The organism is Marinobacter fuscus, from assembly GCF_003007675.1.
Lineage (GTDB): Bacteria > Pseudomonadota > Gammaproteobacteria > Pseudomonadales > Oleiphilaceae > Marinobacter > Marinobacter fuscus.
The window spans coordinates 71,920-96,549 of the sequence record NZ_PXNP01000016.1 but is presented as its reverse complement, the minus strand read 5'-3'; the positions used below and the strand labels follow the sequence as shown (position 1 = coordinate 96,549).

The following is a 24,630-nucleotide window of genomic DNA, read 5'->3' as shown; positions in this document are numbered from 1 at the left end:
GGGGTAGGCTCGCCGGTTGCCTGTCAGGGCGTGACGAGCATTTTTACCGCGTTCTCCAGCGAAAAGGTTTCCAGTTGCTCTGCCGGCATTGGTCTGGCGTATAGAAAGCCCTGGGCGAAATCACACCCCAGGTTCTTAACCAGCTTGTGTTGTTTTTCGGTTTCCACACCCTCTACCAGCACGCTCAGCCCCAGGCTGTGGCCAACCGTCACCATGGCTTCCATGATTGCCATATCGCTCTTATTTTCCATGGCGTGGTGCAGGAAGCTGCGGTCAATTTTGATGCAACAAACCGGCAGCTTACGTAAATACACCAGTGATGAGTAGCCGGTGCCGAAGTCGTCGATGGAAATGTGCAGGCCAGCTTCTTTCAGGCGTTCCAGTTGCCGGGTCTGGCTTTCGTCACTGCCAAAGACTTCGTTTTCTGTCAGTTCTACGCCCAACTGTGAAGGCATCAGTTCAAAGCGCTCCAGGCTCTCGAGGATCTCCTGCGACAGATAGGGGTTGGTGAGCTGGCGCCCGGACAAGTTAACATCTACCCGCAATCCCTCCAGCGGTGTGCCTTTCCAGGCCTGCATTTGTTGGCAGGCTGTGTGAATCACCCAGTCGCCAATCCGATTGATCAGCCCGGATTTCTCGGCCACGGGTATGAAGACCGCCGGGGAGATCATGGTGGAATCTTCATCAAAACAGCGCAGCAGGGCTTCACAGGAAGCGATTTCACCGGTGTTCAGGTCGATCTGGGGCTGGAAGTAGAGTTGCAACCGCTCTTCTGCCAGTGCCTGGCGAAGTTGGGCGGTGATTTTCTGGTGGTGTACCAGGCGGTCGTTGATGTCGGAGGTATAAAAACAGATGCCGTTTTTGCCGGCTTCTTTGGCCTGGTACATGGCAGCGTCGGCGTGGCCCATCAGCTCCTGTACACTGCGGCCGTTTTCGGGAAACAGGCTTACCCCAAAACTGGCAGATACCTGGTAGCAGTCGCCATCGATGCGCACGGTCTGTTCCAAGGCGATGATTAACCTGTTGAGCAGGGCAAGAATGCCTTCCGGGCCTGCAAAATCGAACAGCAAGAGTACAAACTCATCACCGCCAAAGCGGCTAAGCACATCGCCAACGCGTAACTCTCTTTCAAGAATTTCGGCAACGGCTTTTAACAGGCGGTCGCCGTGGTGGTGGCCCATGGTGTCGTTGATCAGTTTAAAGTTATCCAGATCGATGAAAACCACCGCCACTTCGTGATTCAGTCGGTCTGCTTCGGCCAGCCGGGCGGTCAGTTCGGTTTCCATCAGGTGGCGATTGGGCAGCCCGGTAAGATCATCAAAACAGGCGCGCCTATAGAGCTCTTCCCGCGCCCGCTTCTGCTCCAGCAGGCTGATGTCGATACAGAACATCTCGCATTCGCCGGTGTCCTGCTTGATCATCACATGGCTTGAATAGACGGGGATCAGGTGTCCGTCTTTGTGTTTTAGATCAATCTCTTCCGCGGGAATGCTGATGCCTTTTCTTAGCCATGCATCATGGGCAGCAATCACGCCTTCGCGCATGGCCTTGGGAATGATGAGATCTTCCAGTAATTGCCCCAGGGCTTCCTGCCGTGAGTAGCCATATATGCGGGTGCTGGCCTCGTTCCAGTAAATAACCCGGCGATTCCGGTCGTAGCCTTGTACCGCCACCATCGGCAAGCTTTCGATAAGCTCGTAGAACTTCCGTTCGCTGGGGTTTGCGGCTGGTTCCGTTACTTTTCTGGTTGCCATGGCAGGCACAACATCCCCCGATTGATCACGGTGTGGTGAAACGGTTTGCGATGCGCACACTTAGAATAGGTAGGGATTGCCGTTTTTGCGAACAGAAACTCCAACAATCTGTCACGAATTATTCGGAGCCGGTCATGCCCCAACGTGTTCCCCGGGCTTTCAACCGATAGAATTCTTCAACAATGCCTGCCATGGCTTCTGGGCAGTATTCACGCAAGCCGCCCAGCACCAGGCGCTTGGACACCTCGCCAACCACCTTGCCATCGGATGACAAGTTGTAGGCCAGGGTGACGTTGCCTCGCTTGCCAGCCACTTCTAGCTCTGCATGATCCAGTTCCAGCTCTGGCGCCGGGTTGTCCAACTGGTTCAGGGATACGCTCATGCTCTCGTAGATCACCATCGGGCGATCCGGGTTGAACATCACGCCGTGGCTTTCCATCAGCGGTTTGAGGGTATGGGGAAAGTTCTTGCCCGAGGCGGCGACGTAACAACGCGTGAATTCTTCGATGACTTGCTCGTCTCGGGTGATTGCGCCGCTGCGTTGAACGTCCAGGTACACCTTTTCCGCCTCATCAATCACTTCAATGGTTTCGCCGTTGTTGCTCTCACGAAACTGCAGGGGAACTTCGGCGCCCACCAGGTTGCGAAACTGGAAGGTCATCTGCTCGGAAAGCCCGAACTGGGAGAGCACAATGGCGAACAGCAGATCGCCGGGCACACAGAAGCGGCGGGCGTCCGGGTCGTGAATGGGGTTGAAGTCTCCCGCAATTTCTTTGGCAAAATAACTGGCCTGATTGGCCGTAATCAGGACACGCCCATCCCGGACGACAAAAAATTGTTCAGAAAACATGATAGGCCTTATCCAAGTTGCAAAGAGGGCAGGAACCGCAATCGAGCAGTCTGCCGCCTATTTTAAGAGCTCGGTGACACCAGCGGCAGCCCGACCATAGTCCTAGGAGTCTGTGTTGCCTGGCCGGACAGGTGTATTCCGCACAGATTCATTCCGCACGCCCGCATTTCTGGTAGGGTACTAGGTTTCTGTGATGACCGCCAAAACCAACAAGGAGAATCCATGCCCAGGTTTCTGCACACCGCCGACTGGCAAATGGGGCGAACCTACAGCCGTTTTGAGCCCGAAGACAGCGCCGCCCTGGTGGAGGCCCGGTTTCAGGCCATCGAAACCCTGGCGCAGTTAGCGACTGAACGGCAGTGCGACGCGGTGTTGGTGGCGGGCGATGTGTTCGACGCCCAGACGGTGTCCGACCGCACCATCCGCCGGGTATTCAACGCCACCAGCGGGTTCGCCGGGCCCTGGGTAATGTTATCGGGGAACCACGACGCGGCACTGGTGGAAAGCGTGTGGACACGGGCCCAACGGTTAGGTGCGGTGCCGGAAAATGTGCATCTGGCGCTGCAGCCGGGGGTGATCACGCTGGAAACCCAGGGGCTGGCCGTACTCTGCGCGCCGCTGACCCAGCGGCATACCTATGGCGACCTTACGGAGCCGTTCACCCAATACCAAACCCCGGAGCACCTGGTGCGGGTGGGCCTGGCCCATGGCGGCGTTCAGGGCCTGCTGGCCGAGGGTATCGACGCCACCAACCCGATTGCCGAAGACCGGGCACAAACGGCGCAGCTGGATTATCTCGCCTTGGGTGATTGGCACGGCACCCGCGAGATTAACCCCCGCACCTGGTACAGCGGTACCCCGGAACCGGAGCGATTTCGCAACAACGATGCAGGTAATGCACTGATTGTCAGTATTGAAGGCCCCGGTGATGCGCCGCAGGTGGAAGTGGTGGAAACCGCCCGTTACCAATGGCAGCAGTGGCGGCTGTCGCTGGCCGTGGAGTCGGATCTGGAACAGTTGATTGGCCGATTGGAAGCACTACCACCGGCGACGGTTCTGGATCTGCGGTTGTCCGGTGAGATCACCCTGGCAGGCGAAGACCGGCTCAACCAGGCCCTATCCATTGCCGAAGCCCGGTTTCGGAGTGTTCGCTGCGATCGTAGCGAATTGCAGCTGGCTCCCACGGAAGACGATATTGCGGCCCTGCACGCAGACGGTTACCTGGGTACGGTTATCGATGCACTGCGTGAACGCCAGGAGGGTGAAGACGGCGAGAGCGCCCGGGATGCCCTGGCCATTCTGGCCAGCCTGCTCAAAGACGACAATCGCGAGGTGCAGCCATGAAGCTTCAACGATTGAGGGTTGAGCAGCTCCGCCAGTTTCGTGAACCCTTTGTGCTCGACAACCTGCAGCCCGGGTTGAATTTGATTCACGGCCCCAATGAATCCGGCAAAAGTACCCTGGTGCGCGCCATACGGGCGGCGTTTTTTGAGCGCTATCGCTCCAAGTCGGTTCAGGATTTGAGCCCCTGGGGCGACTCGGGCGCGGCGCCCACGGTGGATTTGCAATTCGAGCACCAGAACACCCGCTGGCATCTGGTAAAGAGCTTCCTGAAGCGCACCCGTTGCGACCTGACCGTCGGTAATGCCACATTCAGTGAGGATGATGCAGAAGAGCAAGTGGCCGAGCTGTTGGGCTACGAATACTCCAAAAAGGGCGGCAGCAAGGCGGCTCATTGGGGCATTCCGGGGCTACTTTGGGTTGAGCAGGGCACCGGCCAGGAGATTGAACAATCGGTGGAGTTTGCCGGTGATCACCTGAAATCGGCGCTGACTTCTCTGGTCGGCGAAGTGGCAAGCTCCGGCGGCGATGCGGTGATCGACAAGGTGGCCGCTGAACGTGCCGTCCTGTTGACCAAAACCGGGCAGCCCACCGGTGAGCTTCGGCAAGTGGCGGAGGCCCGGGAAGAGCAGCAGGCAGCAGTCGCCCAGCTGCAGGAGCGGGTTGATCATTATCAGGAGCAGGTTGACCGACTGGAAAGCGTGGCTGAAGAACATCAGCGATATCAGCAGGAGCGGCCCTGGGAAGCCGCGCAACAGCAGCTGGACACCGCAAAGCGGAATCTGGCCGAGGCCGAGCGACTGGAGGCGGAACAACGACAGGAATCCGAAACGCTGCAGCGCATCGAACAACAACACCAGATGGCCAGCCGGGCGCTTTTACAGCTGCAGCGGGCCGATGAACAGTTAGCGGAGCGCGACCGGGAGCGACAACAGGCCGGGCAGGCGTTGCAGGCGGCAGAAAGCCAAGGCCCGGGCGTTGTCGCTGAACTGAGAGCCGCAACTCAGGCCTTTCAAGCCGCCGATGGACAGTTGAAAGCTGCGCGGATGCAGGAGAACCGAAGTCGCCTGCTGCGCGATCAGTCGCGCCTTGCCGAGCGGCAGCGGTCTTTAACGGCAAGCCTGGACAAGGCCCGGGAGTATCAGGCACTGGTTGCTGCGGCCCGCGAACAGGCCGTCCGGAACCGTATTGAGACCGCGGCGGTGGCGGGCCTGAAAAACACCGAACGGGCGTTGCGGGAAGAGCGCATTCGCTCCCAGGCGGTGGCGACCCGTCTGAGCTGGGATTTGCAGCCGCAGGCTCATCTGTTGCTGGAAGACCAAGCCTTGAGCGGCCAGGGGGAACAGCAGTTACTGGACGCCGCCCGCCTGGTGATTCCCGATATCGGTACGATTACTGTTAGCCCCGGTGGCGAGGATCTTGCGGCCACCCGGCGCAAGCTGGTCAGTCTGGAGCAGCGGTTTGACAGCGAGCTGGCGGAGTTGGGTGTCGGCTCTGTCGACCTGGCCGAGCAGCGTAAAGCAGCGTTCGACGCGGCAGAGCGACAGCGAAAGCATGCTGAAGAGCTGCTGCGCTCGGTGGCGCCGTCGGGGGTGCCAGCGCTTGAAGCCGAGCTGGCGGATATTGTTGGTGAGCTGGAGGCCCTGAGCCAGCAGATCGAGGCGCTACCCAAATCGGATTCCGAACAGCAGATTGCCCCGCTGGTTGAGGCTGAAGCCCGGCTGGCGCACGCAGAAACCCAGTTGAAAGCAGCGGAACAGCGGCAGCGGCAGCATCAGAGTGCCTTGCTGATGGCGGAACAAACCCGGGATGCCGCACAGCGGGAATGGCAGCGCCTGCATGACGACACGCACAGCGACAAACGCCAGGCTGAGCGGGCCGAACTGCAAGCCCGCCTTACTCAGTTACAGGCGGAGATGACGCAGAAACAAGGCAGTCTGGCCGAGCGCAGGGTCAAAATCGAACAGGCCCGCCCGGACATCCTCAGGCAAGACATTGACCGGTATCAGAAGACCATAACCCATCTGCAACAGGCCCAGGAAGCCAGGGAGCGGGAAATCCGCGAGGCCCGCGTGCGCCTGGAAGCCTGGGGTGCCGAGGGGCTGGAAGAGCAGCTTAATGAAACGCGGGCCGCCTGGGAGCAAAGTGAGCGCCGCTATCAGGAACTAAGCCGCCGTGCCAAAGCACTGGATCTGCTGCTGACGCTGTTAACCGAACAGCGACAGGAATTAACCCGCCGCCTGCAGGCGCCACTGCAGAAACATCTCGACCACTATGTGTCGCTGCTATTCCCCCAGGCGAAGCTTGAGGTGGACGAGCAACTGCAACCCGGCCGATTCAGCCGAGGCACGGAACTTGGCCACGTAGCTGAGCTCAGCTTTGGTGCCCGGGAGCAAATGGGCCTGATCAGCCGCCTGGCCTACGCCGATCTGCTGCGCGAAGCCGACCGGCCAACCCTGATCATCCTCGACGACACCCTGGTACACAGCGACCAGGCCCGGCTCGACAACATGAAACGCATTCTGTTCGACGCCGCCAACCGCCATCAGATCCTGCTGTTCACCTGCCACCCGGAGAAATGGCAGGATCTCGGCGTGCCGCCGATGGATTTGCAAAGGCTGAAGCAGCAAGGCGGAGTGGTTGTCTGAGGTCTGGTTGCACTGGTACTAACCCTGATTGAACAAGCCGGATTCGCCGCCATATTAGAGAGTGTCTTGGTTAGTAACGATTTGTTCGGAGCAGGGATAAAATTAACAGAAACATTCAGTCTGTCGTTAAGGCGTTATCGCTTCTTAGCCTTCTGATTCTTGGCGTCATCTTTCTCGGGCCAGCACTCAAACTGCTGCCGCCCGAGCACTTTCTTGCAGGGAAAGAAAAGATCTTGCGGGGCATTCTGCTGATGGCCCTGGTGTTTTCCGTGGCGCACCTGGTGAATCGCCTGGCGGTGAATCAGCTCACCCAGCGGCGCAAAGGCCAGCGACCGGTGCCCAAGGTGCTGCTGGATATTCTCAAGGTATTCCTTTATGCCCTGGCGGTATTGATCGGCCTGCCATTGTTGCTGGGCCAGGATATGACCGGCTTTCTCACTGGCTCGGGCATCTTGCTGGCGGTGCTGGGTTTTGCCATTCGTAACGTAGTGGCCGATACCCTGTCGGGTATTGCCATTGGCATTGAGGCGCCGTTTCGAATGGGAGACTGGGTTCGCATTGAAAATCTGGCTCAGGGCCGGGTGCAGGAAATTGGCTGGCGCACCACACGGTTGGTGAGTCGGGATGAAACCTACGTGATTCTACCGAACAGTCAGATCTCCAAGCAGAGAATCACCAACTTCAGTGCTCCGAAAAAGGAGTATCGGGACCAAGCGGAATTTACCTTGCCGGTGACGGTGCCCGTGGCTCAGGTGCGCAGCCTGATGATCTCTGCCTTGGCGGATTTGTCCTGGGTGGTGGATGGCACAGCCATTGAAGTTCAGGTGGCCCGTTACACGCCGATGGGCATTACCTATCGGGTGAAATACTGGGTGCCGAAACACAATGAGGAATCCCGCTGCCGTAACGAGGTCATTGATTTGATTGACCAAAATCTTCGCGAAAACAATATATTATTGCAACAACCTTACAGTCCGTGTCAGGAGCAGGTGGAAACTGCCATCGTGACAGAACTGCAATAATTTTTAGCCCAGCCGGTTCCTCAAGTTACTGGTGAGCCGTGTCATGATCTCGCCTCCATGGCGCCAGAAGTGCCAGTAGAGGGGCACGGTCAGGCCGTGGCCGGGCGCGATGCTGGTGAGTTGGCCGGTTGCCAGTTCCCGGGCCGCCTGAATCTCCGGAATCATGCCGTAGCCCATGCCTGCCAGGGCCAGTTTTACGAAGCCCTCTGACGACGGGCACAGGTGGTAGGGAAACTTGCCGTGGTAGCCCGCCTGTGCAAGAAACCTGTGCTGCAACTGATCGTTCGGGCCGAAAATGATGGCCGGTGCGGCTTGCAGGCTGGCGTCGGCCAACCCCTTCGGAAAGTAGCGCTCGATATAGGCAGGTGTTGCCAGAGGCAGGTAAGTCATGCTGCCCAAGGGCTCGCAACGCCCCCCGGCAATGGGCTGGGGGCTGCTGCACAGGCAGGCGGCCACGTCGCCATCGCGCATTCGGCGCAGGCCGACGTCCTGGTCTTCGATTACCAGGTCGAGCAATACGCTCTCTCTGGCACAGAATTCACCCACCGCATCTGCCCACCAGGTGGCGAGGCTGTCTGCATTGATGGCTATTCTCAGGCGAGTAGCGGGTTCTGATAGAGACGGAATGGCCTGGGCCAGATCTTTCTCCAGCATTCGCACCTGATGAACGTGGTTCAACAGCCGTTGCCCGGCCGGTGTGGCGCGGGGTACCGGGCTTCGCACCAGCACCGGTTGGCCCAGGCGGATTTCCAGCGTGCGAATCCGTTGCGAAACCGCCGACTGGCTGATCTCCAGGGTGTCGCCGGCTTTTTCAAAGCCGCCGCAATCAATCACCGCCGCCAGCGCTTCCAGTAATTTGTAATCGAGCATCAGATTTTCTTATGCCGTATTAACATTATGAATTTTAAGTATAGCGGAAACCGACTATTCTTGCGCCATCTTCAAAGGGGAGTTGTGAGGCTGTGCTGGAAAGTTACCTGACCGGATTGATTGTCTGTGGTGGAATCATTGTCGCCATTGGTGCCCAGAATGCCTATGTGCTGAGCCAGGCCATCCGCCGTGAACATCACTGGTGGTCGGCAGGATTGTGCATGACGTCAGACGTTCTGCTGTTCTCGCTGGGGATGTTTGGGGTCAGCGCGGCGTTAATGGCGATGCCGCAGGCACTGGTGGTCTTGCGCTGGCTGGGCGTGGTGTTTCTGGGCTGGCTGACGATCCAGGCGTTCTATCGCGTGTTCAAGGGTCGCGCCTCACTGGAGGCGAGAGACACAGCAAGTACAACACTGAAAGGGGTTCTGTTCACCACCCTGGCGGTGACTCTGCTGAACCCCCAGGTGTACCTGGATACTTTACTGTTGGTGCCCGCCATCGGCGCCCAACAAACCGACAGCACCACCTTTCTTGCCGGTGCCAGCAGTGCTTCGATTTTCTGGTTTGGACTGCTGGCCTGGGGTGGCTCAAAACTGGCGCCCTGGTTGGCCACACCCACCGCCTGGCGCGCCATTGATGGCGTGATCGGGCTGATGATGGCGGCGATTGCGGTGCAGCTTGCGGTGGCAGGAATCTAGTGCCCCTGAAATAGCTTCCTGAAGTGGCTAAGGTGCTGGCTGCGGCAGAACTCCATCCACCAGAAAGGCCTCCCGGCTGAATTCGAAAACCCGTTTGCTGCCGTCCGGTTCCGAGAGGCTCATGGATACCTCGCTTGCCGATGCCACGGCAATCAGCTTCTGGTAGCTGCGCGGGGCCTGATCCCGGAAGCTGGCAGGGCGGAACAGGGCAACATTGACCCCTTCCATACCCTTATCCGGTTGATAGGGCAGCGCATATAACCCGGCCTGCAGGGCCCGGGCAGAGAGAAACTGGAACGCACCGACATTCAGCGCGCGCATGTCCATCCCCAACGCCTGGCTTTCGCGGTAGTTGATGGGGGAGGTCAGTTCAGCGTGAAGATCCTGCCAGTTGTCTGCCTGCAAGCGTATGCCGCGCTCACTGCGAAATCGGGCGCTGAACACCGTGTGCAGGGTGGTCAACGGCCGGGCGAACGGCTCGGCGACGTGGCTCAAAAACACAAACCGGTAGAAGGCGGTTTCCGCCAACGCGGTCGGGATGGCCATGGCGCCGTAAAACAGGCTGGGTTCAAAGCTGCGCCCGTAGCGGGAGCCGTATTTCAGTGGCGGGTAACGAAACGGTGTGGTGAGCAGGTAATGCCGTGTTGGTGCGCCCTGTGGAATCTTTGGTTTGCTGCTTTCCAGCAACTCTTCCAGGCGATTCTGTTCCTGCATGTTATCGACGATGCGGGCGGTGGCAATGTCTTCCTGGCTTTCCACCACCCGGAACAGACTGCCTTGCAGGGGTGCGATGGCATCTGCCAGCCGCTGTTGATAATTCAAATCTGCCCCCGCATGGCATCCAGATAGTGCACCACCCGAACCAGCCCTTCGGTGGTGCGGATCAGTTCTCTCGGTGTTGCTTCAAAATAGTGGTTGGGGGTGTTCAGCCAATGGTTCATCGCGTCCCGTTCGCCGCCGGTGAGGGCGTAGACGCTGCGGTAGAGGCGGATAAACAGCAAGGCCAGCTCCCCGGATTTGCTGTCCGGGTCGATACCATCCCGGGCCAGACCGGTACGGTTGCGGCCCACCACGGCGGCAACATCCGTCTGGGATAAGCCAAAGGTTCTGGCGGCGTTCAACAAGGCCTTTGCCAGCAACGCTTTGTCGCTGGTGCCCGGTGCAAGGCCAACGGCTTCCGACATACCTGGGTCTCCTTTGTTGAATTTTCATCAGTATAGTCCATTTTGACGAAAATCCGCCATACAGCGTTATCGAGGATAGCCGGTAATCTCCCGAATCTTTTTGTACAGTGGCTGCAGGCGCGGGTACATATCCTGGTACACCTCTTTGTACAGGCGTTGATAGAGCGCCGATGCTTCGGGTTCCGGCATGAAGATCTTGCCGGTTCGGGTCATGGCGCCCACCGCAGTCTCGAAATCCGGATGCAGGCCAAGCCCGACGGCTGCGTCGATGGCCGCGCCCAGGCCGGAGGTTTCGTAGGTGTGGGGCCGCTCGGCGGGCAGGCCGAAAATATCGGCGGTCAACTGCATGGCGGCATCGCTCTGGGAACCGCCCCCGGCCACACGCAAGCGCTGGATTCTTTGGCCACTGCGTTTTTCGATGCGCTCCTTGCCTTCCCGGAGCGCATAGGCCAGGCCTTCGAGAATGGCACGATACACATGGGCGCGGGTGTGGACATCGCCAAAACCGATGATGGACCCCTTGGCTTCCGGGCCAGGCTGGCGGACGCCGGGGCTCCAGTAAGGTTGCAGCATCAGGCCCATGCTGCCTGGCGGCACGGCATCGACCAGTTCATCGAACAGCGCTTCCGGCTCGACCCCGCGCTGCTCGGCCAGCTTTTGCTCCCGCAGGCCAAACTCCCGCTTGAACCAGCTCACCATCCAGAAGCCGCGGTAGATCATCACTTCCGTGGAATAGTGGCCGGGCAGTGCAGACGGGTAGGGTGGCATGAACCGGGCGGGCTCTACATAGCGGGCGTTGGTCATGTTGATGGTGGCGGTGGTGCCGTAACTCATGCAGCCGATGTCGGGTGACAGCCCGCCGGAGCCAAGGATTTCGCAGGCTTTGTCCGAAGCCGCAGCAATCACCGGCAGGCCCGCTGGCAACCCAAGATGCGCCGCCGCTTCTGGCAACAGCGTGCCAATGGTTTCGCCGGGTTGAACCAGCTCCGGCAACATGGCCCGGGTAACGGGCATCAGGGGCCATTTGAAGTCCCGGCGCCCGGCCCAGGCCTGTTTCTTGTAGTCGAACGGCAGGTAACCCACCTGGCTGCCAACGGAATCGCGGAATTTCCCGGTCAAGCGGTAGTTCAGGTAGCCGGACAACAGCAGGTATTTGTGGGTCTTTGCCCAGATTTCGGGCTGATTCTGGGCAATCCAGTTGGCCTGGGTTTTCTCGCGGAAGCGGTGAATGGTGTCCTGCAGCCCGGCAACTTTGAACAGCCAGCCCCAGGGCCCGGCGACCGGCCCGTCAACACGGGCGTGGCGTTGATCCAGCCAGATAATGGCCGGGCGAAGGGGCTTGCCGTGCCGGTCGAGGTTGATAACGGTACCCCGTTGGGTGGTGGCGGTTACACCCACCACCTGTTCTGGCCGGGCCTCGGTGCTCTGCCAGAGTTGCTGGCAGGCCAGCCCAAGGTTGGCCCAGAAATAGTCCGGATGCTGCTCTGCCCAGCCCGGCTGTTCTGAAAAGTAGGGCTCGATTTCCTGCTTACCTTTCCCCACCAGGTTACCCCGAGTGTCAAACAGCAGGGCCCGGACACTTTGGGTGCCGTTGTCTATGGCAAGAATCAGCGGCGGCTTAACCACGGAGGGTGTCTCCGGGTTGAAAATCCGCCGCTGGCAGCTGATAGGCCTTGCGGTGCAGGGCGAGATAACGCGCCTGTTCCTGATCCCAGCGCCCGTCACTCCAGCCCAGCAAAGCCTGGCAGCGTTCGCGAATGTGCGGAAGGGTTTCGCTGCCCCCGTTGGGCAGTACCAGCCCCAGACGGGTGCGGCGCAACATTAGATCGTCCAGGTGTTCCACCTGTTCCTGCTGGCAGGCCCAGAGGATCTCGGCCCAAAGTACAGAGGTATTGGCAACGGTGTTGGTGTCTGCCTGGGACAAAAGCGCGGGCAGGTCTGCACCGTAATAGCCCTGCAACCGCTGCCAGGTTATTGCCGGAATGCCTCTGGGCCTTGCCGATACGGGGCCTGGCGTAAAAACCGGGGCGATATCTGCTCTCAGTTTGTCGGCGGCGCCTTTGCCAAGTGCCAGCGTCAACGCCTGCCGGGCCATAGGTCGGAAAGTGGTCAGTTTGCCACCCGCGATACTGATTAACCCATGATCCTCGCAAACGGCATGTTCCCGGTTCTCGCGGGAAGGTGTCTTGCTGCTGCCATCGGTCACCACGGGCCGCACGCCCGCCCAGGTCGACAGAATGTCGTGCGGCTCAATGCCCGCAGTCGGGAACAGGCGCCCGGCGATCTGCAGCAGATAGTCGACTTCTGCGGAGGTAATGGCTGGTTCCTGGTTCAGATCACTGGCGTGCTCCAGATCCGTTGTGCCCAGTACCGTGGCACCGGCCCAGGGAAAGGCAAACACCGGGCGCTTGTCACTCGGGTGCATCAGCGACACGGCGCAGGTTACCGGTAGCTTGTGCCAGGGAATCATTAGATGGCTGCCGCGCAACGGCCGCAGGGTCAGGTGGTTGTTGGTATTCACCTGTTTCTGCAGGCGGTCTGCCCAAACCCCCGTGGCGTTGATGATGTGCTGGCAATGGACGGTCAACCCCGGTTCGTCACCGGAACTCTCCGGCGCGGTTTCAGGACACAATCGAACACCGGTAACCCGGCCATCCTGATCACGCTCGAGGGTGTCCGCCGCAACGTAGTTGAGGCACCAGGCGCCCGCCAGGCTGGCTTCGCGAATTAAACGCTGCACCAGGCGGGCATCGTCGGTTACCGCATCGGTAAACCGGCTGGTGGCCAACAGATGCTTGCTGTTTAGGCCCGGCGCCCATTGCCCGGTTTCTGCCGCTGTGAGCTGGCCGCGACTGCGGATGCCTGCCAGGCGATCATAAAGCCGCAGCAGTATCTGGAAGACCCGGGGCCCGGGAAAGGCACCTTTGTAATGGGGCATCAGAAAGGGCAGCGGTTCCACCAGGCCTGGCGCTTCGCGCATCAAACGTTCCCGTTCCCGCAGGGCATCCCGGGTCAGCCCGAAGTGGCCACTGGCCAGGTAGCGCAAGCCACCATGCACCATCTTCGAGGAGCGGCTTGAGGTGCCCCAGGCAAAATCCTTCTGTTCCACCAGCAGTGTTTTCAGGCCGCTACCCGCAGCCTCCCGGGCCACACCGGCACCGGTTATGCCGCCGCCAATCACGATCACGTCAAACGTGTGTGGCTTGGTTTGCAACTGCTCAAGCATCTGTTGCCGATTCATGGGCACCTCAGTCCAGCAGGGTCTTGGGGTTTAGCAGGCCACTTGGGTCGAAGCTCTGGGTCAGGGCCGTGATGGCCTGCATGCCCAGTTGGCCCTTCTCCACACTGAGGAACGGCGCATGGTCTTTGCCCACACCGTGTTGATGGCTGATGGTGCCGCGGTTCCTGACAATCACCTCCGAAGTGGTGTTCTTCAGGTGTTGCCAGCGCACCAGGGTCTCCTGGTAGTTGTCTGCTACCCGGAACACGTAGGTGGTGTAAATCGAGCATCCCTGGCCGTAGAAATGAGACAGATGGGTGAACACGTGAGTGCTTTCATTCTTGTCAGCCAGGCCATTGCGCAGGCAGGACTCCATCTTACCCATCAGGTTATCCACGTTATCCCAGTCGGTGGCGGTTTCCAGGGTGTCGACGGCGTAGCCCATCTGCCACAGGGCTTCCCGGAGGTAGGGCATGGTGAAGCGCTTCTCTGCCCACTTCGCACCCAGCCGCGTACCGGTGTACACGCCCTGATAACGCCCGCAGAGCTTGCGGGCCTCGGCCAGGGTGGCGCGGCACTGGGCTTTGCTGCCGGTTACACCGAAGGTCATCATGCACTTTCCGGTATCCGCGCCGCGCAGGGACAGAAAACGCTCTAACAGGCCGATCAGCCTGGGGTGCCCGGCCAGGGCCAACTGGGTTTCGGTTTCAATGGGGTTGCTTAGCCGCAACATCGACAGCGCCACCCGGTTCTGAACCAGCTTTCGGGCAGCGGTGCGGGCCTGTTCCCAGTCCGGGAAAAACACCACATGAAAGCTTTCCTGCTCTGGCAGTTTGCTGATACGGACGTTTACTTCGGTGATCAGCCCCAGTCGCCCTTCGGAGCCCAGGATCATTTCCCGGATGTCCGGGCCAGCGCTGGAGGCCGGTATGGTGGGGATATCCAGTGTGCCTTGCAGTGTTTCAATACGGCCACCGGCAAACAGTTGCTCGATGCGACCGTAACGCAGGGATTGCTGACCGCTGGAGCGGGAGGCCACCCAGCCGCCGATGGTGGACAGTTCGAACGACTGCGGAAAATGCCCCAGGGTGTAGCCGTGGGCGCGAAGCTGCGACTCTACCAGTGGGCCCGGGGTGCCCGCTCCAAAGGTGGCGATCTGGCTTTGACGATCGATATCAAGCAACCGTTTCATTTGGGCCAGGCTCACGGTCAGCACCGGCTTGCCCTGTTCAACCGGGTTAATGTGCCCGGCCACGCTGGTGCCGCCGCCGTAGGGAATCAGGTGTACATCGTGATCCCGCGCATACTGGAGCAGCGCACGGACATCGGTGTTGGTTTGGGGCAGGGCTACGCCGTCGGGAAACAGGCCGATGTCGCCACTACGCAGGGCCAGCCAGTCTGCCAGGCTCTGGCCCCGGGCGTGGCGTACGCGGACTTCCGGAGATTTGTCGATCAAATCGGTGACCAGCGGATCGACCGGCAAGCGGCTTTCCGGCACCTGGGCGCAAACGTGATCCAGCGCGGCATCTGGCAGAGCGGTTCCGCCACCTATTCTTGCCGATAGAAAATCGCCGCCCTGTTCCGGTAAATCCAGCGAGAACTGATCGTCACCCCAGCCATTCCAGCGTCGCATGCCTTACTACTCCCGTGATCTTTGAAGGCACTCATTCTAACGACCGTTTGAATAAAGCAGGGTGTCATGGCGCGACACAGGCAGTGTCATTTGGCGCCAGAAGGAACGACAGCCGCTTACATAGCCTGCTCCGACAGGCGCTTGTTCAGCTCCTGCCAGCGGTCAAGTTTGCCGGCATCGCCAATGCGGGCATTGCCTCCGCCACTGCGGTTCAGCCAAAGGCCTTCACCGTTAAAGCTATAAATTGGTTCAAGATCAATTCTTTGAGATGCAGGCTTAATGTCATTTATAAGGTTGTCAAGCACCAGCGGGTCGGCACCGGGGGTCTTGTACCAGGCCAGCACCATGTGGGCCTGGTTCAGTTCCAGGGCCTTGACGTAAACAATGCGCAGCTGGTCGTCTGGCACACCCATGGCCCGCAGGGTCAGATACTTGGCAATAGAGAAGTCTTCGCAATCACCGCCGTTGGTCGTCAGCAGTTCAATGGGGGTGGCCCAGTAGTCTTCTTCACCCCAGTGCCGGATGTCACTGACAAAATTAATCCGGTTGAAGAACGAGTTCACCAGCCTCAGCTGTCGATCCACCGGTGCGTTGGCGGCGAGTGTATGCAGTCTTTGCCAGTTTTCCAGGCGTTGATGGGCCGTTTCGCCGAATTCTTCCAGCACATAGGCCATCAGGCGACTGCTCAGTTCCAGCGCGCCGACTGTGGTGGCCAGTGCCAGTGCAAGCACCACCGGTAGCAGCAGGTTCCGTGGTTGCGATAATGCCGTAACCGCAGTCATGGCCAGCCTCAGTTTGTCTGTAGCCGTTGGCGTAGCTGTTCCAGCCTGCGGCGGATTTCGTCTCGCCGCTGTTGTTCTGAAGGTGAAGTCTGACTGGCCTGGGAACGGGGTTGCTGGGCCGCGGGCGGGGCAACAGACTCGTCCATCGGTACGTCATTATTGCTGGCCAGATCCATACCGGAGCGGCTTTCAGATTCTGGAAAATAGAGGTTCTCCAGCTTGCCTGTTCGTTCAATAATCACCCGGTTGGCAAAGACATGGCGCAGGGTGGCGTTGCCCGGAAGCTCGTCAGATACCAGGTAGGCCTCGGTGTTGCCTTTATCATCTTCAATCAGCGCGCTGCCGGTGAAGTCTCCGTCTGGCACCAGTACTCCCCTCAGCAGAAGCCGGAGGTTGGTTTCGGGAAGGTTTTCAGTGCTGCTTTGAGCAGGTGTTGCACCGGTGTTAGCGGCACCAAACAACTGGAGTTCGGCAAGACGGATATCCGGGGGCATGTTGGCCTGTTCTGTTGGCAGCGGTGCCACCACAGAACGGGCGACCGGGTTCGTCGCCTGCAATTCGGTTTTCCAGAACCGGTAGCCTTGCCAGCCACTCACGCCGATCATGGCTACGAGCGCAATCAGCGCTGACAGCTTTGGAACCCGTTGATCTAATGCACCCATCAGCCGTCCTGATCGTGTCGGAAATGTGGAAAAAACTCACAGATTATCAGACTGTCATGAATTAGTGGCAGTATAGTGCATAGAGTTGTTCAGTGGTTCCCATTCCTGTGGTAGCCTTTTGATATTCGCTGAACCGGAGCCATGTAGAGCGTAAGATTATGCTCTATAACAATATTTAGCGATCTGACGAATCTGACGAGGACAAGCTTGACCACCGATACCGATATTCGGCCGCAGGATGCGTCGCTGGACCGCCTTCCGTTTACGTTTGCCAAGCGTAATGGCGTTATTCTTACGCGCAGTGAAGACGGCACTCCGGTAATCCTTGTGCGCCCGGGAGCGCCACACACTGCGCTGGCAGAAGCTAACCGGGTGAGTGGTGGTCATGCCCGTTTTACCCGTATTGAAGCGGATCATTTTGACCAGGCCCTGAATGCCGCCTATCAGAACGATTCGGCAGAAGCCATGCAAATGGTTGAGGGTATCGGCGACGACATGGATCTGGCCTCGCTTGCGGATTCCGTGCCGGAAACCGAAGATCTTCTGGAGCAGGAAGACGACGCTCCGATCATTCGCCTGATCAACGCCATCCTTACCGAGGCCGTTAAAACCAATGCTTCGGATGTCCACATTGAAACCTACGAGAAGCAACTGGTGGTGCGCTTTCGCATCGACGGTGTATTGCGCGAGGTGGTACAGCCCAAACGGGCACTGGCGCCGCTTCTGGTGTCGCGGATCAAGGTAATGGCCAAGCTCGACATCGCCGAGAAGCGGGTGCCTCAGGATGGACGGATCGCGCTGCGGGTAGCTGGCCGTGAGGTCGACATCCGGGTCTCAACCATGCCGTCATCCAGCGGAGAGCGCGTGGTTTTGCGTTTGCTCGACAAGCAGGCAGGCGCCATACGCCTTGAATCCCTGGGCATGGCCGGTCAGGATCTGCAAACACTGCGCAAGCTGATCCACCGGCCTTACGGTATTCTGCTGGTTACCGGGCCTACCGGTTCCGGTAAGTCCACCACACTTTATGCTTCGCTCCAGGAAATCAATGATCGCAGCCGGAACATCCTGACCGTTGAAGATCCGATCGAATACAACCTGCCAGGCATCGGCCAGACTCAGGTAAACACCAAAGTGGATATGACGTTCGCCCGTGGCCTCAGAGCCATACTGCGACAGGATCCTGATGTGGTGATGATCGGTGAGATCCGGGATCTGGAAACCGCTGAAATCGCAGTTCAGGCCAGTCTCACCGGCCACCTTGTGCTCTCTACTTTGCATACCAATACAGCGGTTGGCGCCATTACCCGCCTGATGGATATGGGCATCGAACCGTTTCTGATCTCGTCGAGCCTGGTGGGGATTGTGGCCCAGCGCCTGGTGCGAACTCTGTGTACCCATTGCCGTGAACCCTATCAGCCCTCTGCGGAACACTGCGAGTTCATGCAGCAGAACCCGGACAATCCCCCCAGCATTTACCGGGCCAAGGGCTGTGAACATTGCAACCAGCTAGGCTATCGTGGCCGAATCGGTATCTATGAGGTTGTAGGCATTACTGAAGAAATCAGTGCTCTTATCCACAAGCGGGCAGGGGAGCTGGACCTCGAGCGGGAAGCTCGCCTGCACAGCCCGAGCATTCATGCCGATGGCGTTCAGAAGATTCTGGACGGTGTAACCACGGTGGAAGAAGTCCTGCGCGTGACCCACCGGAGCAAGTAAGCCATGCCAGCCTATGAATACAAGGCGCTGGACGCTCGCGGCAAACAGAAGCAGGGTGTTGTTGAAGCCGACGCGCCAAGGGCGGTTCGCCAGCAGTTACGCGAAAAAGGCCTGACGCCTCTGGAAGTTGTCCCGGCGGTCGAAAAGCGCTCCCGGAGTAATCCGCTGGGCAATCGAGGTTCGCTGAGCGCGGCTGATTTGGCGCTGGTTACCCGTCAGCTGGCCACCCTTATCCAGTCTGGCATTCCCATTGAGCAGGCGCTCAGCGCAGCGGCCCAGCAGTCCGCCAAACCCGCCATTCGCAGTATGATGATCGCCATTCGGGCCAAAGTCATGGAAGGCTACACCCTGGCCGACAGTTTCGGGGAATTCCCCAAAGCATTTCCCCGCCTGTATCGCTCCACCGTGGCAGCAGGCGAGCACGCCGGGCACCTGGATCTGGTTCTGAACCGGCTGGCCGATTACACCGAAAGTCGACAGGAAGCCCGGCAAAAAATCCAGTTGGCGGCCATATATCCGATCATCCTCAGCGTGGTAGCCGTTGCCATTGTGGTATTTCTTCTGACCTACGTGGTGCCGGATATTATTGAAGTGTTTCTGAAGCAGGGCCAGGAGCTGCCCGGGCTGACCGTTGCCATGCTGGCGATCTCGGATTTTCTGGCGAGCTTTGGGATCTATCTGCTGATTTTGTTGGTGCTTGGCATTGTCGGGTTCCGCTACGCGCTTAGTAAACCGGGCTTTCGGCTAAACTTTCATAAACGGCTTTTGCATGCACCGCTGTTTGCAGGCATGGTGCGGGGCGTGAATACCGCTCGCTATGCCAGCACCCTGAGCATCCTTACAACCAGTGGCGTACCCCTGGTGGAAGCTATGAAAATTGCCGGCGAAGTTTTGTCGAATGACCACTTGCGGCAGGAACTCCGTGAAGCCGCAAGAAAAGTCAGTGAAGGCGGGGCATTACACCGGTCGCTGGACCAGACCGGGTACTTCCCCCCGATGATGTTGCATATGATTGCCAGCGGAGAGGCCAGTGGCGAACTAGACAGTATGCTGGAGCGCACAGCGCGAATGCAGGAGAACACCCTGCAGTCCAAGATTGCCGCGATCGTCGGGCTGTTTGAGCCAATGATGCTGCTTGTGATGGGAGCGGTGGTGCTGATTATCGTACTGGCGATCATGCTGCCGATTCTGAACATGAGTAACCTGGTGGGTTAGTGGCCTGCCAACCAGCCCGCCGGAGCTTTGTCCGGCAACGAATACCCATGGATCTAAAACGAGTAAAACTATGAACAGCAAACAATCTCGCGGAATGGCCCGCAGCCGGGGCTTTACCCTGATCGAAATTATGGTGGTGATGGTGATTCTCGGGTTGCTGGTGGCCATCGTGGCGCCGAATATTATGGGCCGGAGTGATCAGGCGAAAGTGACGGTTGCTGAAACCCAGATCAGCAATATCGCCAATGCCCTGGATCTGTACCGGCTGGACAACAGCCACTATCCGTCTACCCAGCAGGGGCTCGAAGCCCTGGTGAATAAACCCAGCGGCAGCCCCGAACCGAAAAACTGGAACCCGGACGGCTACCTGAAGAGTGTTCCCGAAGATCCCTGGGGAAACAGCTACCAGTATGTCAGCCCTGGTGTTGACGGCCCATACGATCTGTATTCCCACGGATCAGACGGACAGGAAGGCGGCGATGGCGACGCCGCAGACATCAGCGTGTGGAATACCGGGAACTGATTGATTGTGGCAGATCGGGCCCGCCAGACCGGCTTTACGCTGATCGAAATACTGGTTGTCCTGATAATTGTCGGGTTACTGGCAGCGCTGGCTGTGTTCAATATGGCTGGCAGCTCCCAGCAAAGGGAGCTTGAAAACGAAGTGCGCGAACTGTTTCTGCTGATGCAAACCGTTCGCGACCAGGCCGTGCTGAACAACCTCGAAATGGGCTTGCTGCTGGAAGACGATGGCTATCGCTTCGTGGCATTCCAGGACGATACCGGGGAGTGGAAGGCGTCCGGTGAACGGGTGTTCCGCAAGCGGCCCTTGCCGGAATGGCTCGAGGTTACTTCTTTTGTTGAAAGTGATACTCCCAGGCTGGCCAGCGTGGAGGATCGCTTGCGGCCGGATGTCGTGTTCTTCTCCAGCGGTGAAACCACCCCCTTTGAGCTTGAGTTCTCGATTGGCGCAAACACCGGGCAAATGCATGTGCTTGCATCGGATGGTTTGTCACCCATGGAGTGGCGCCGCCCCGGGGGCGGGGAAGATTCATGAGGGCGGGACATCGCGGGTTCACGCTGCTGGAGGTGTTGGTAGCGCTGCTGGTGTTTGGCCTGATTGCCACGGCCGCGGCCGAGGTCGGGAGCAATTACATCACCAGTTACGAACGTATCCGGGATAAAACCCTGGCAGGATGGATTGCCGATAACCGCATAAGCGAGTTGAGGCTTGAGGAAGAACTGCCCGGCATCTCCGAGAACGCCAACGACACCGAATTTGGCAACTTCCAATGGCGGGTCACCACAGCCATCAAGGCGACCGCCGAGCCTACCATGCGCCGGGTTGAAGTCACGGTTTCGAAATATCCGGAAAGCCGGAGCGAGCCATACAGCGTGCACACGCTATCCGCCTTTCTGGGAGAGCGCTGATGACACCCGCCATACCTGTGCCAGCCTCCCGACGAACCCAGGCGGGCTTTACCCTGATGGAGGTTCTGATTGCCGTTACCATCACGGCGGTCATCGGGCTTGGGGTCTGGCAGGTGGTCAGTGGCGTTATGAATTCACGGGATCGGGTGGATGCCGTTGCCAGCGAATTTGATGGCCTGCAACGCAGCATTCTGCTACTGGAGCGGGACCTCACGCAATTGGTAAACCGGTCTGCCCGGGATGTTTACGGAGACTACTCGCCGGCCCTGAGCTCCCGGGACGATGCGTTTGCCCTGGTGCTCACCCGGCAGGGATGGCGCAACCCGCTGGGGCTAAGGCGCTCGGGCCTGCAGCGGGTGGCCTGGGAATACACCGGAACAGACCTGCGGCGGCGGCACTGGCCGGTGGTCGACCAGGGCCAGGAAGATGAAAGTCGTGACAGGTTGCTGCTTAACGACATCACGGATTTTTCGGTGCGGTTTATGGATGACAAGCGGCGTTGGCATGATCAATGGCCGACCGACGAGGTGCTTGCCCAGATGTTGCCCGGCTCCCGGCCTGATATCGCCTTGCCCCTGGGTATAGAGGTTACCCTGGAACACGACCGCTTTGGCAAGATTACCCGGCTGTTCAGCCTGCCGGATTTTGAGGCCAGCCAGGCGCAGGCCATTCTCAATCAGCAGGGCTCTCAGGCTGGCGATGACGACAGCCCGGGCGAAGACCAACCGGGCGGCGACGAGGGGGCAGGCTGATGCGCCCTGTATTCGTCAGCCGCCAGCGGGGTGTGGCCCTGATTATGGTGCTATTGGCCATGGCGCTGGTCGTTCTGATGGCCTCGGGCATGACTCGCCAGCAAAGCCTGCGGGTATTCAAGGCCGGGCATTATCTTGCGCAGCAGCAGGGGCAGGCCATTGCGCTGGGCGCAGAAGAGTTTGCCAAACGAATTCTGATCCGCGATTTTGAGGAAGACAAAGAGGCGGGCACCATGGTCGACAGTCCGGACGAGTTCTGGGCCATGCATGCAGCAGTGCTTCCGCTGGATGAAAACGGTGTGGTTGAGGTGCAGATTGATGACCTGGGCGGTCGTATCAATCTGAACGATCTGATCACCAGCACCGGCGAAGTTGATCCGATGACCCGAGACCGTTTAACCAGATTGTTCCGGGCCCTGGGCATTACCGGGCTGACGGTTGACCCGCTGATCGACTGGCTGGATGCAGATGATCAGCCGGTGAGTGCCTATGGCGCCGAAGATGGCCAGTACCTGATGGCCACTCCGGCTTACCGGGCCGGTAACCAGCCTTTCGTGTCGGTCACCGAGCTTCGGTTGATTGAAGGAATGACTGAAGAGATTTATGTGGCACTCAGGCCACACGTTACTGCCTTGCCGGTTACTGGCGTGGGTATTAACGTTAACAGTGCCACAGCGCCGGTACTGACCAGCTTGCATAATGATTTGACGGAGGCCCAGGCCGAGTCGCTTATTGAGAGGCGATCGGAAGAACGTTTTGAGAACCTCAACGAATTTCTGGCACTTCCGGAATTTACGGCAACAGAGCTGAAGCCTTCAGGGTTGAGCCTGCAGACGCGTTTTTTTGAAGTTGTGTCCCGGATTACCTACGATAACCGGGTTGTGAACATGGTCAGCACTGTCTACCGCACGCCAGACGGCAAAATCCGGACAGTTAGCCGGAATACCGGGCAGAAAAACCGGATCACCAAGGAACCTTTCACTTTTTCAGAAGGATAACCGATGTCATATCGCCTTTACGTCCGGCCGGTTCCTCCCTACGCCGACCCGGTTCACAGCCCTGAAGCCCAGCTCTACAGTTGGGCGCTGCAGGATGCCGGAGGCGACAGCCAGGCCAGCGGTGCCGCCGACACCCGTGACACCATCGAGCAAGCCCTGGCACAGAACGCCCTGGAAAATGTGCGCTTGATCGGCCTGATTCCCGGCGACGAAGCGGTGTTTTGTCTTGCCGACATTCCGGCCCGGCAGGCTCGTTTTATCCAGCAGGCACTGCCCTATGCGGTGGAGGAGCAGATCGCACAGGATATAGACGCCGTTCACCTGGCGCTTGGCGAGCATACCGCCAACGGTTACCGGGTGGCAGCAATCGACCGGGAGCGCATGGCGGGCTGGCACAGTCTGTTCGCCGGCTGGCACCACACCCGCCTTGAAGCCGTTTATCCCGAGGCGTCGTTACTGCCGGTGAGGGAGTCCGGTTGGGTTATATGCCTGGACGGGGAATACGCCTTGATGCAGAGCAGCAGTGGCGAGTGGCTCAGAATGCGCGCTGATAACCTTGAAATGCTGGCCATCACTTTTGCGGCCCCCTCTGAAGACGAAGTTGTGGCCGAGCTGCCGGTACAGGTTTTCGGTACGGAAGCCGATCTTGAGCACTACGATACGCTGCTCACCGGGCTGGCCCGAACAACCGGACATCTGACGATCGAGCGCACGCCTCTGGAAGTCTCTGTCACTGAGTTTCTGGCCTGGTCGCAGTTTCAGCAAGCAACCCGGGCCATTAATCTGTGCCAGGGTGCCTATTCCCAAAAGGCTGAAGGCCCCGGGCGACTCAAACCCTGGAAGCCGCTGCTGGTGGTTGCGTCTTTGTGGTTTGTGATCCAGCTCGGGCTTGAGGCTGGCATGGGCGTATACCAGCAACAGCAGGCGGAATCCTTGAACAGTCAGGCCATGACGATTTACCGGAAGGCGTTCCCGGGTGACCGGCGCACCCATTCAGGCAACGTACGGCGAGTGATTGAGGGCCAGCTGCGGGTGGCCGGAACCCAGGGAGCACAAATTGATTTCATCACCCTGATGAAGTACACCGGAGACCAGTACGGTCGGTTGCCGAATCCTTCTGCCGTGTCTTTCAATTCCGTTAACTACAGCAATACCCGGGGCGAACTGGTGGTGGATGTGCGGGCAGACAGTTATGACCGCCTGAGCCAGCTACGCAACGGACTGTCCGGGGAGGGGCTGAACGCGCAGATTGGTTCTGTGGTGAATGAATCCTCGGGCGCCCGTGGCCGCCTGACGGTATCGGGGGGATAACGCCATGTGGACCCGTTTGAAAAATCAGCCGGCCATCGGCAAGCTGGTCGCCCGTTACGACCAGCTGCCATCCCGGGACCGTCAGGCGCTTTCGTTGCTGGCCGTGGCTTTGCTGATTGCGTTGTTGTATTTGCTGGTCTGGCAGCCGGTCACGGGCTTTCATGACCGTGCCGAGGCGAGCCGGAAGAACGCCGCTGAACTGCTGGCGTGGATGCAGGCAAATGAGCAAACCATTCTGCGCCTCGGCCAGGCGGGTAACAGTTCGGGCGCCTCAGGCGTTGATAAACCGCAGGACGGCCGCGCCCTTATGGCATTGGTAACACGATCGTCCGGTGAAGCGGGGCTGTCGTTACAGCGGTTCGAGCCTAGTGGGGAGAGCGCCATCCGAATCTGGCTGGAAAACGCGCCCTACGCCGACGTCGCCGCCTGGCTTGAACGCTTGCACTCCAGCCATGGCGTGATTATCGACCAGGCCGCCATGGATCGGGGCAATGAGGCTGGCAAAGTGTCTGTGCGCCTTACGCTGGCGATTTAACGCCGGTT

General features: G+C 59.1%; 23 protein-coding genes. 13 read left to right on the top strand and 10 right to left on the bottom strand.

Features of this window, described 5'->3' with window-relative positions:
* Positions 1 to 23: 23 nt before the first annotated feature.
* Together C7H09_RS04745 and C7H09_RS04740 are read right to left on the bottom strand one after the other, a co-directional pair.
* Positions 24 to 1,754, bottom strand: coding sequence for a putative bifunctional diguanylate cyclase/phosphodiesterase (locus C7H09_RS04745; RefSeq protein WP_106761470.1), 1,731 nt, complete (start codon positions 1,752 to 1,754; stop codon positions 24 to 26).
* A 118-nt stretch (positions 1,755 to 1,872) separates the two neighbouring features.
* Positions 1,873 to 2,604, bottom strand: a complete 732-nt coding sequence (locus C7H09_RS04740) for a DUF3581 family protein (protein WP_106761469.1) — start codon at positions 2,602 to 2,604, stop codon at positions 1,873 to 1,875.
* 222 nt (positions 2,605 to 2,826) lie between these two features.
* On the opposite strand from C7H09_RS04740, the gene C7H09_RS04735 reads away from it, so the two are divergent.
* The 3 genes from C7H09_RS04735 (at position 2,827) to C7H09_RS04725 (ending at position 7,615) form a co-directional block, all read left to right on the top strand.
* The gene (locus tag C7H09_RS04735; RefSeq protein ID WP_106761468.1) at positions 2,827 to 3,948 is read left to right on the top strand and encodes a metallophosphoesterase family protein; all 1,122 of its coding nucleotides are present in this window, start codon (positions 2,827 to 2,829) and stop codon (positions 3,946 to 3,948) included.
* Positions 3,945 to 6,593, top strand: coding sequence for an AAA family ATPase (locus C7H09_RS04730; RefSeq protein WP_106761467.1), 2,649 nt, complete (start codon positions 3,945 to 3,947; stop codon positions 6,591 to 6,593). Before C7H09_RS04735 ends, C7H09_RS04730 begins: the two co-directional genes overlap by 4 nt.
* Before the next feature lie 233 nt (positions 6,594 to 6,826).
* Positions 6,827 to 7,615, top strand: a complete 789-nt coding sequence (locus C7H09_RS04725) for a mechanosensitive ion channel family protein (protein ID WP_206074263.1) — start codon at positions 6,827 to 6,829, stop codon at positions 7,613 to 7,615.
* 3 nt (positions 7,616 to 7,618) lie between these two features.
* Here the strand turns inward: C7H09_RS04725 and C7H09_RS04720 are convergent, their stop codons facing one another.
* On the bottom strand, positions 7,619 to 8,485 hold the full coding sequence (locus C7H09_RS04720) for a LysR family transcriptional regulator ArgP (RefSeq protein WP_106761465.1): 867 nt from the start codon (positions 8,483 to 8,485) through the stop codon (positions 7,619 to 7,621).
* Positions 8,486 to 8,577: 92 nt separating this feature from the next.
* Here C7H09_RS04720 and C7H09_RS04715 point away from each other — a divergent pair, with 92 nt between their 5' ends.
* The gene (locus C7H09_RS04715) at positions 8,578 to 9,183 is read left to right on the top strand and encodes a LysE/ArgO family amino acid transporter (protein ID WP_106761464.1); all 606 of its coding nucleotides are present in this window, start codon (positions 8,578 to 8,580) and stop codon (positions 9,181 to 9,183) included.
* A 27-nt stretch (positions 9,184 to 9,210) separates the two neighbouring features.
* Here C7H09_RS04715 and C7H09_RS04710 read toward each other — a convergent pair whose 3' ends face one another.
* From C7H09_RS04710 to C7H09_RS04680, 7 genes are all read right to left on the bottom strand, one after another.
* A complete protein-coding gene (locus C7H09_RS04710) occupies positions 9,211 to 10,005 on the bottom strand; it encodes an RES family NAD+ phosphorylase (RefSeq protein ID WP_106761463.1) in 795 nt (264 codons plus the stop codon).
* Complete coding sequence (locus C7H09_RS04705) at positions 10,002 to 10,367, bottom strand: MbcA/ParS/Xre antitoxin family protein (RefSeq protein ID WP_106761462.1); 366 nt, start codon at positions 10,365 to 10,367, stop codon at positions 10,002 to 10,004. The genes C7H09_RS04710 and C7H09_RS04705 overlap by 4 nt, the downstream gene beginning before the upstream one ends.
* 66 nt (positions 10,368 to 10,433) lie before the next feature.
* Positions 10,434 to 11,993: an FGGY-family carbohydrate kinase gene (locus C7H09_RS04700; RefSeq protein ID WP_106761461.1), complete on the bottom strand. Its 1,560-nt coding sequence runs from the start codon at positions 11,991 to 11,993 to the stop codon at positions 10,434 to 10,436.
* Positions 11,986 to 13,608, bottom strand: a complete 1,623-nt coding sequence (locus C7H09_RS04695) for a glycerol-3-phosphate dehydrogenase/oxidase (RefSeq protein ID WP_106761460.1) — start codon at positions 13,606 to 13,608, stop codon at positions 11,986 to 11,988. The genes C7H09_RS04700 and C7H09_RS04695 overlap by 8 nt, the downstream gene beginning before the upstream one ends.
* A 7-nt stretch (positions 13,609 to 13,615) precedes the next feature.
* Positions 13,616 to 15,220 carry an FAD-binding oxidoreductase gene (locus tag C7H09_RS04690; protein ID WP_106761459.1) on the bottom strand — a complete coding sequence of 535 codons (1,605 nt, stop codon included), beginning with the start codon at positions 15,218 to 15,220 and terminating at the stop codon, positions 13,616 to 13,618.
* A 116-nt stretch (positions 15,221 to 15,336) separates the two neighbouring features.
* Positions 15,337 to 16,002: a transglutaminase-like cysteine peptidase gene (locus tag C7H09_RS04685; RefSeq protein ID WP_106761458.1), complete on the bottom strand. Its 666-nt coding sequence runs from the start codon at positions 16,000 to 16,002 to the stop codon at positions 15,337 to 15,339.
* Between the two features lie 8 nt (positions 16,003 to 16,010).
* Positions 16,011 to 16,664: a type II secretion system protein N gene (locus C7H09_RS04680; RefSeq protein ID WP_106761457.1), complete on the bottom strand. Its 654-nt coding sequence runs from the start codon at positions 16,662 to 16,664 to the stop codon at positions 16,011 to 16,013.
* A gap of 207 nt (positions 16,665 to 16,871) precedes the next feature.
* Between C7H09_RS04680 and gspE the strand changes: the two genes are divergently transcribed.
* The 9 genes from gspE (at position 16,872) to gspM (ending at position 24,622) form a co-directional block, all read left to right on the top strand.
* Positions 16,872 to 18,380, top strand: coding sequence for a type II secretion system ATPase GspE (gene gspE, locus C7H09_RS04675; RefSeq protein ID WP_338064020.1), 1,509 nt, complete (start codon positions 16,872 to 16,874; stop codon positions 18,378 to 18,380).
* A 3-nt stretch (positions 18,381 to 18,383) separates the two neighbouring features.
* Complete coding sequence (gene gspF, locus C7H09_RS04670) at positions 18,384 to 19,595, top strand: type II secretion system inner membrane protein GspF (RefSeq protein ID WP_106761455.1); 1,212 nt, start codon at positions 18,384 to 18,386, stop codon at positions 19,593 to 19,595.
* Positions 19,596 to 19,665: 70 nt separating this feature from the next.
* Entirely contained in the window at positions 19,666 to 20,118 is a 453-nt protein-coding gene (gene gspG / locus C7H09_RS04665) for a type II secretion system major pseudopilin GspG (RefSeq protein WP_106761454.1), read from the top strand.
* A gap of 6 nt (positions 20,119 to 20,124) precedes the next feature.
* Positions 20,125 to 20,652, top strand: coding sequence for a type II secretion system minor pseudopilin GspH (gene gspH, locus C7H09_RS04660; protein WP_106761482.1), 528 nt, complete (start codon positions 20,125 to 20,127; stop codon positions 20,650 to 20,652).
* Complete coding sequence (gene gspI, locus C7H09_RS04655) at positions 20,649 to 21,026, top strand: type II secretion system minor pseudopilin GspI (RefSeq protein WP_106761453.1); 378 nt, start codon at positions 20,649 to 20,651, stop codon at positions 21,024 to 21,026. The genes gspH and gspI overlap by 4 nt, the downstream gene beginning before the upstream one ends.
* The gene (gene gspJ, locus C7H09_RS04650; protein WP_106761452.1) at positions 21,026 to 21,778 is read left to right on the top strand and encodes a type II secretion system minor pseudopilin GspJ; all 753 of its coding nucleotides are present in this window, start codon (positions 21,026 to 21,028) and stop codon (positions 21,776 to 21,778) included. The genes gspI and gspJ overlap by 1 nt, the downstream gene beginning before the upstream one ends.
* Positions 21,778 to 22,776, top strand: coding sequence for a type II secretion system minor pseudopilin GspK (gspK, locus tag C7H09_RS04645; protein WP_106761451.1), 999 nt, complete (start codon positions 21,778 to 21,780; stop codon positions 22,774 to 22,776). Before gspJ ends, gspK begins: the two co-directional genes overlap by 1 nt.
* Before the next feature lie 3 nt (positions 22,777 to 22,779).
* Complete coding sequence (gene gspL, locus C7H09_RS04640) at positions 22,780 to 24,087, top strand: type II secretion system protein GspL (protein ID WP_106761450.1); 1,308 nt, start codon at positions 22,780 to 22,782, stop codon at positions 24,085 to 24,087.
* A gap of 4 nt (positions 24,088 to 24,091) precedes the next feature.
* Positions 24,092 to 24,622, top strand: a complete 531-nt coding sequence (gene gspM, locus C7H09_RS04635) for a type II secretion system protein GspM (RefSeq protein WP_106761449.1) — start codon at positions 24,092 to 24,094, stop codon at positions 24,620 to 24,622.
* Positions 24,623 to 24,630: the final 8 nt, after the last annotated feature.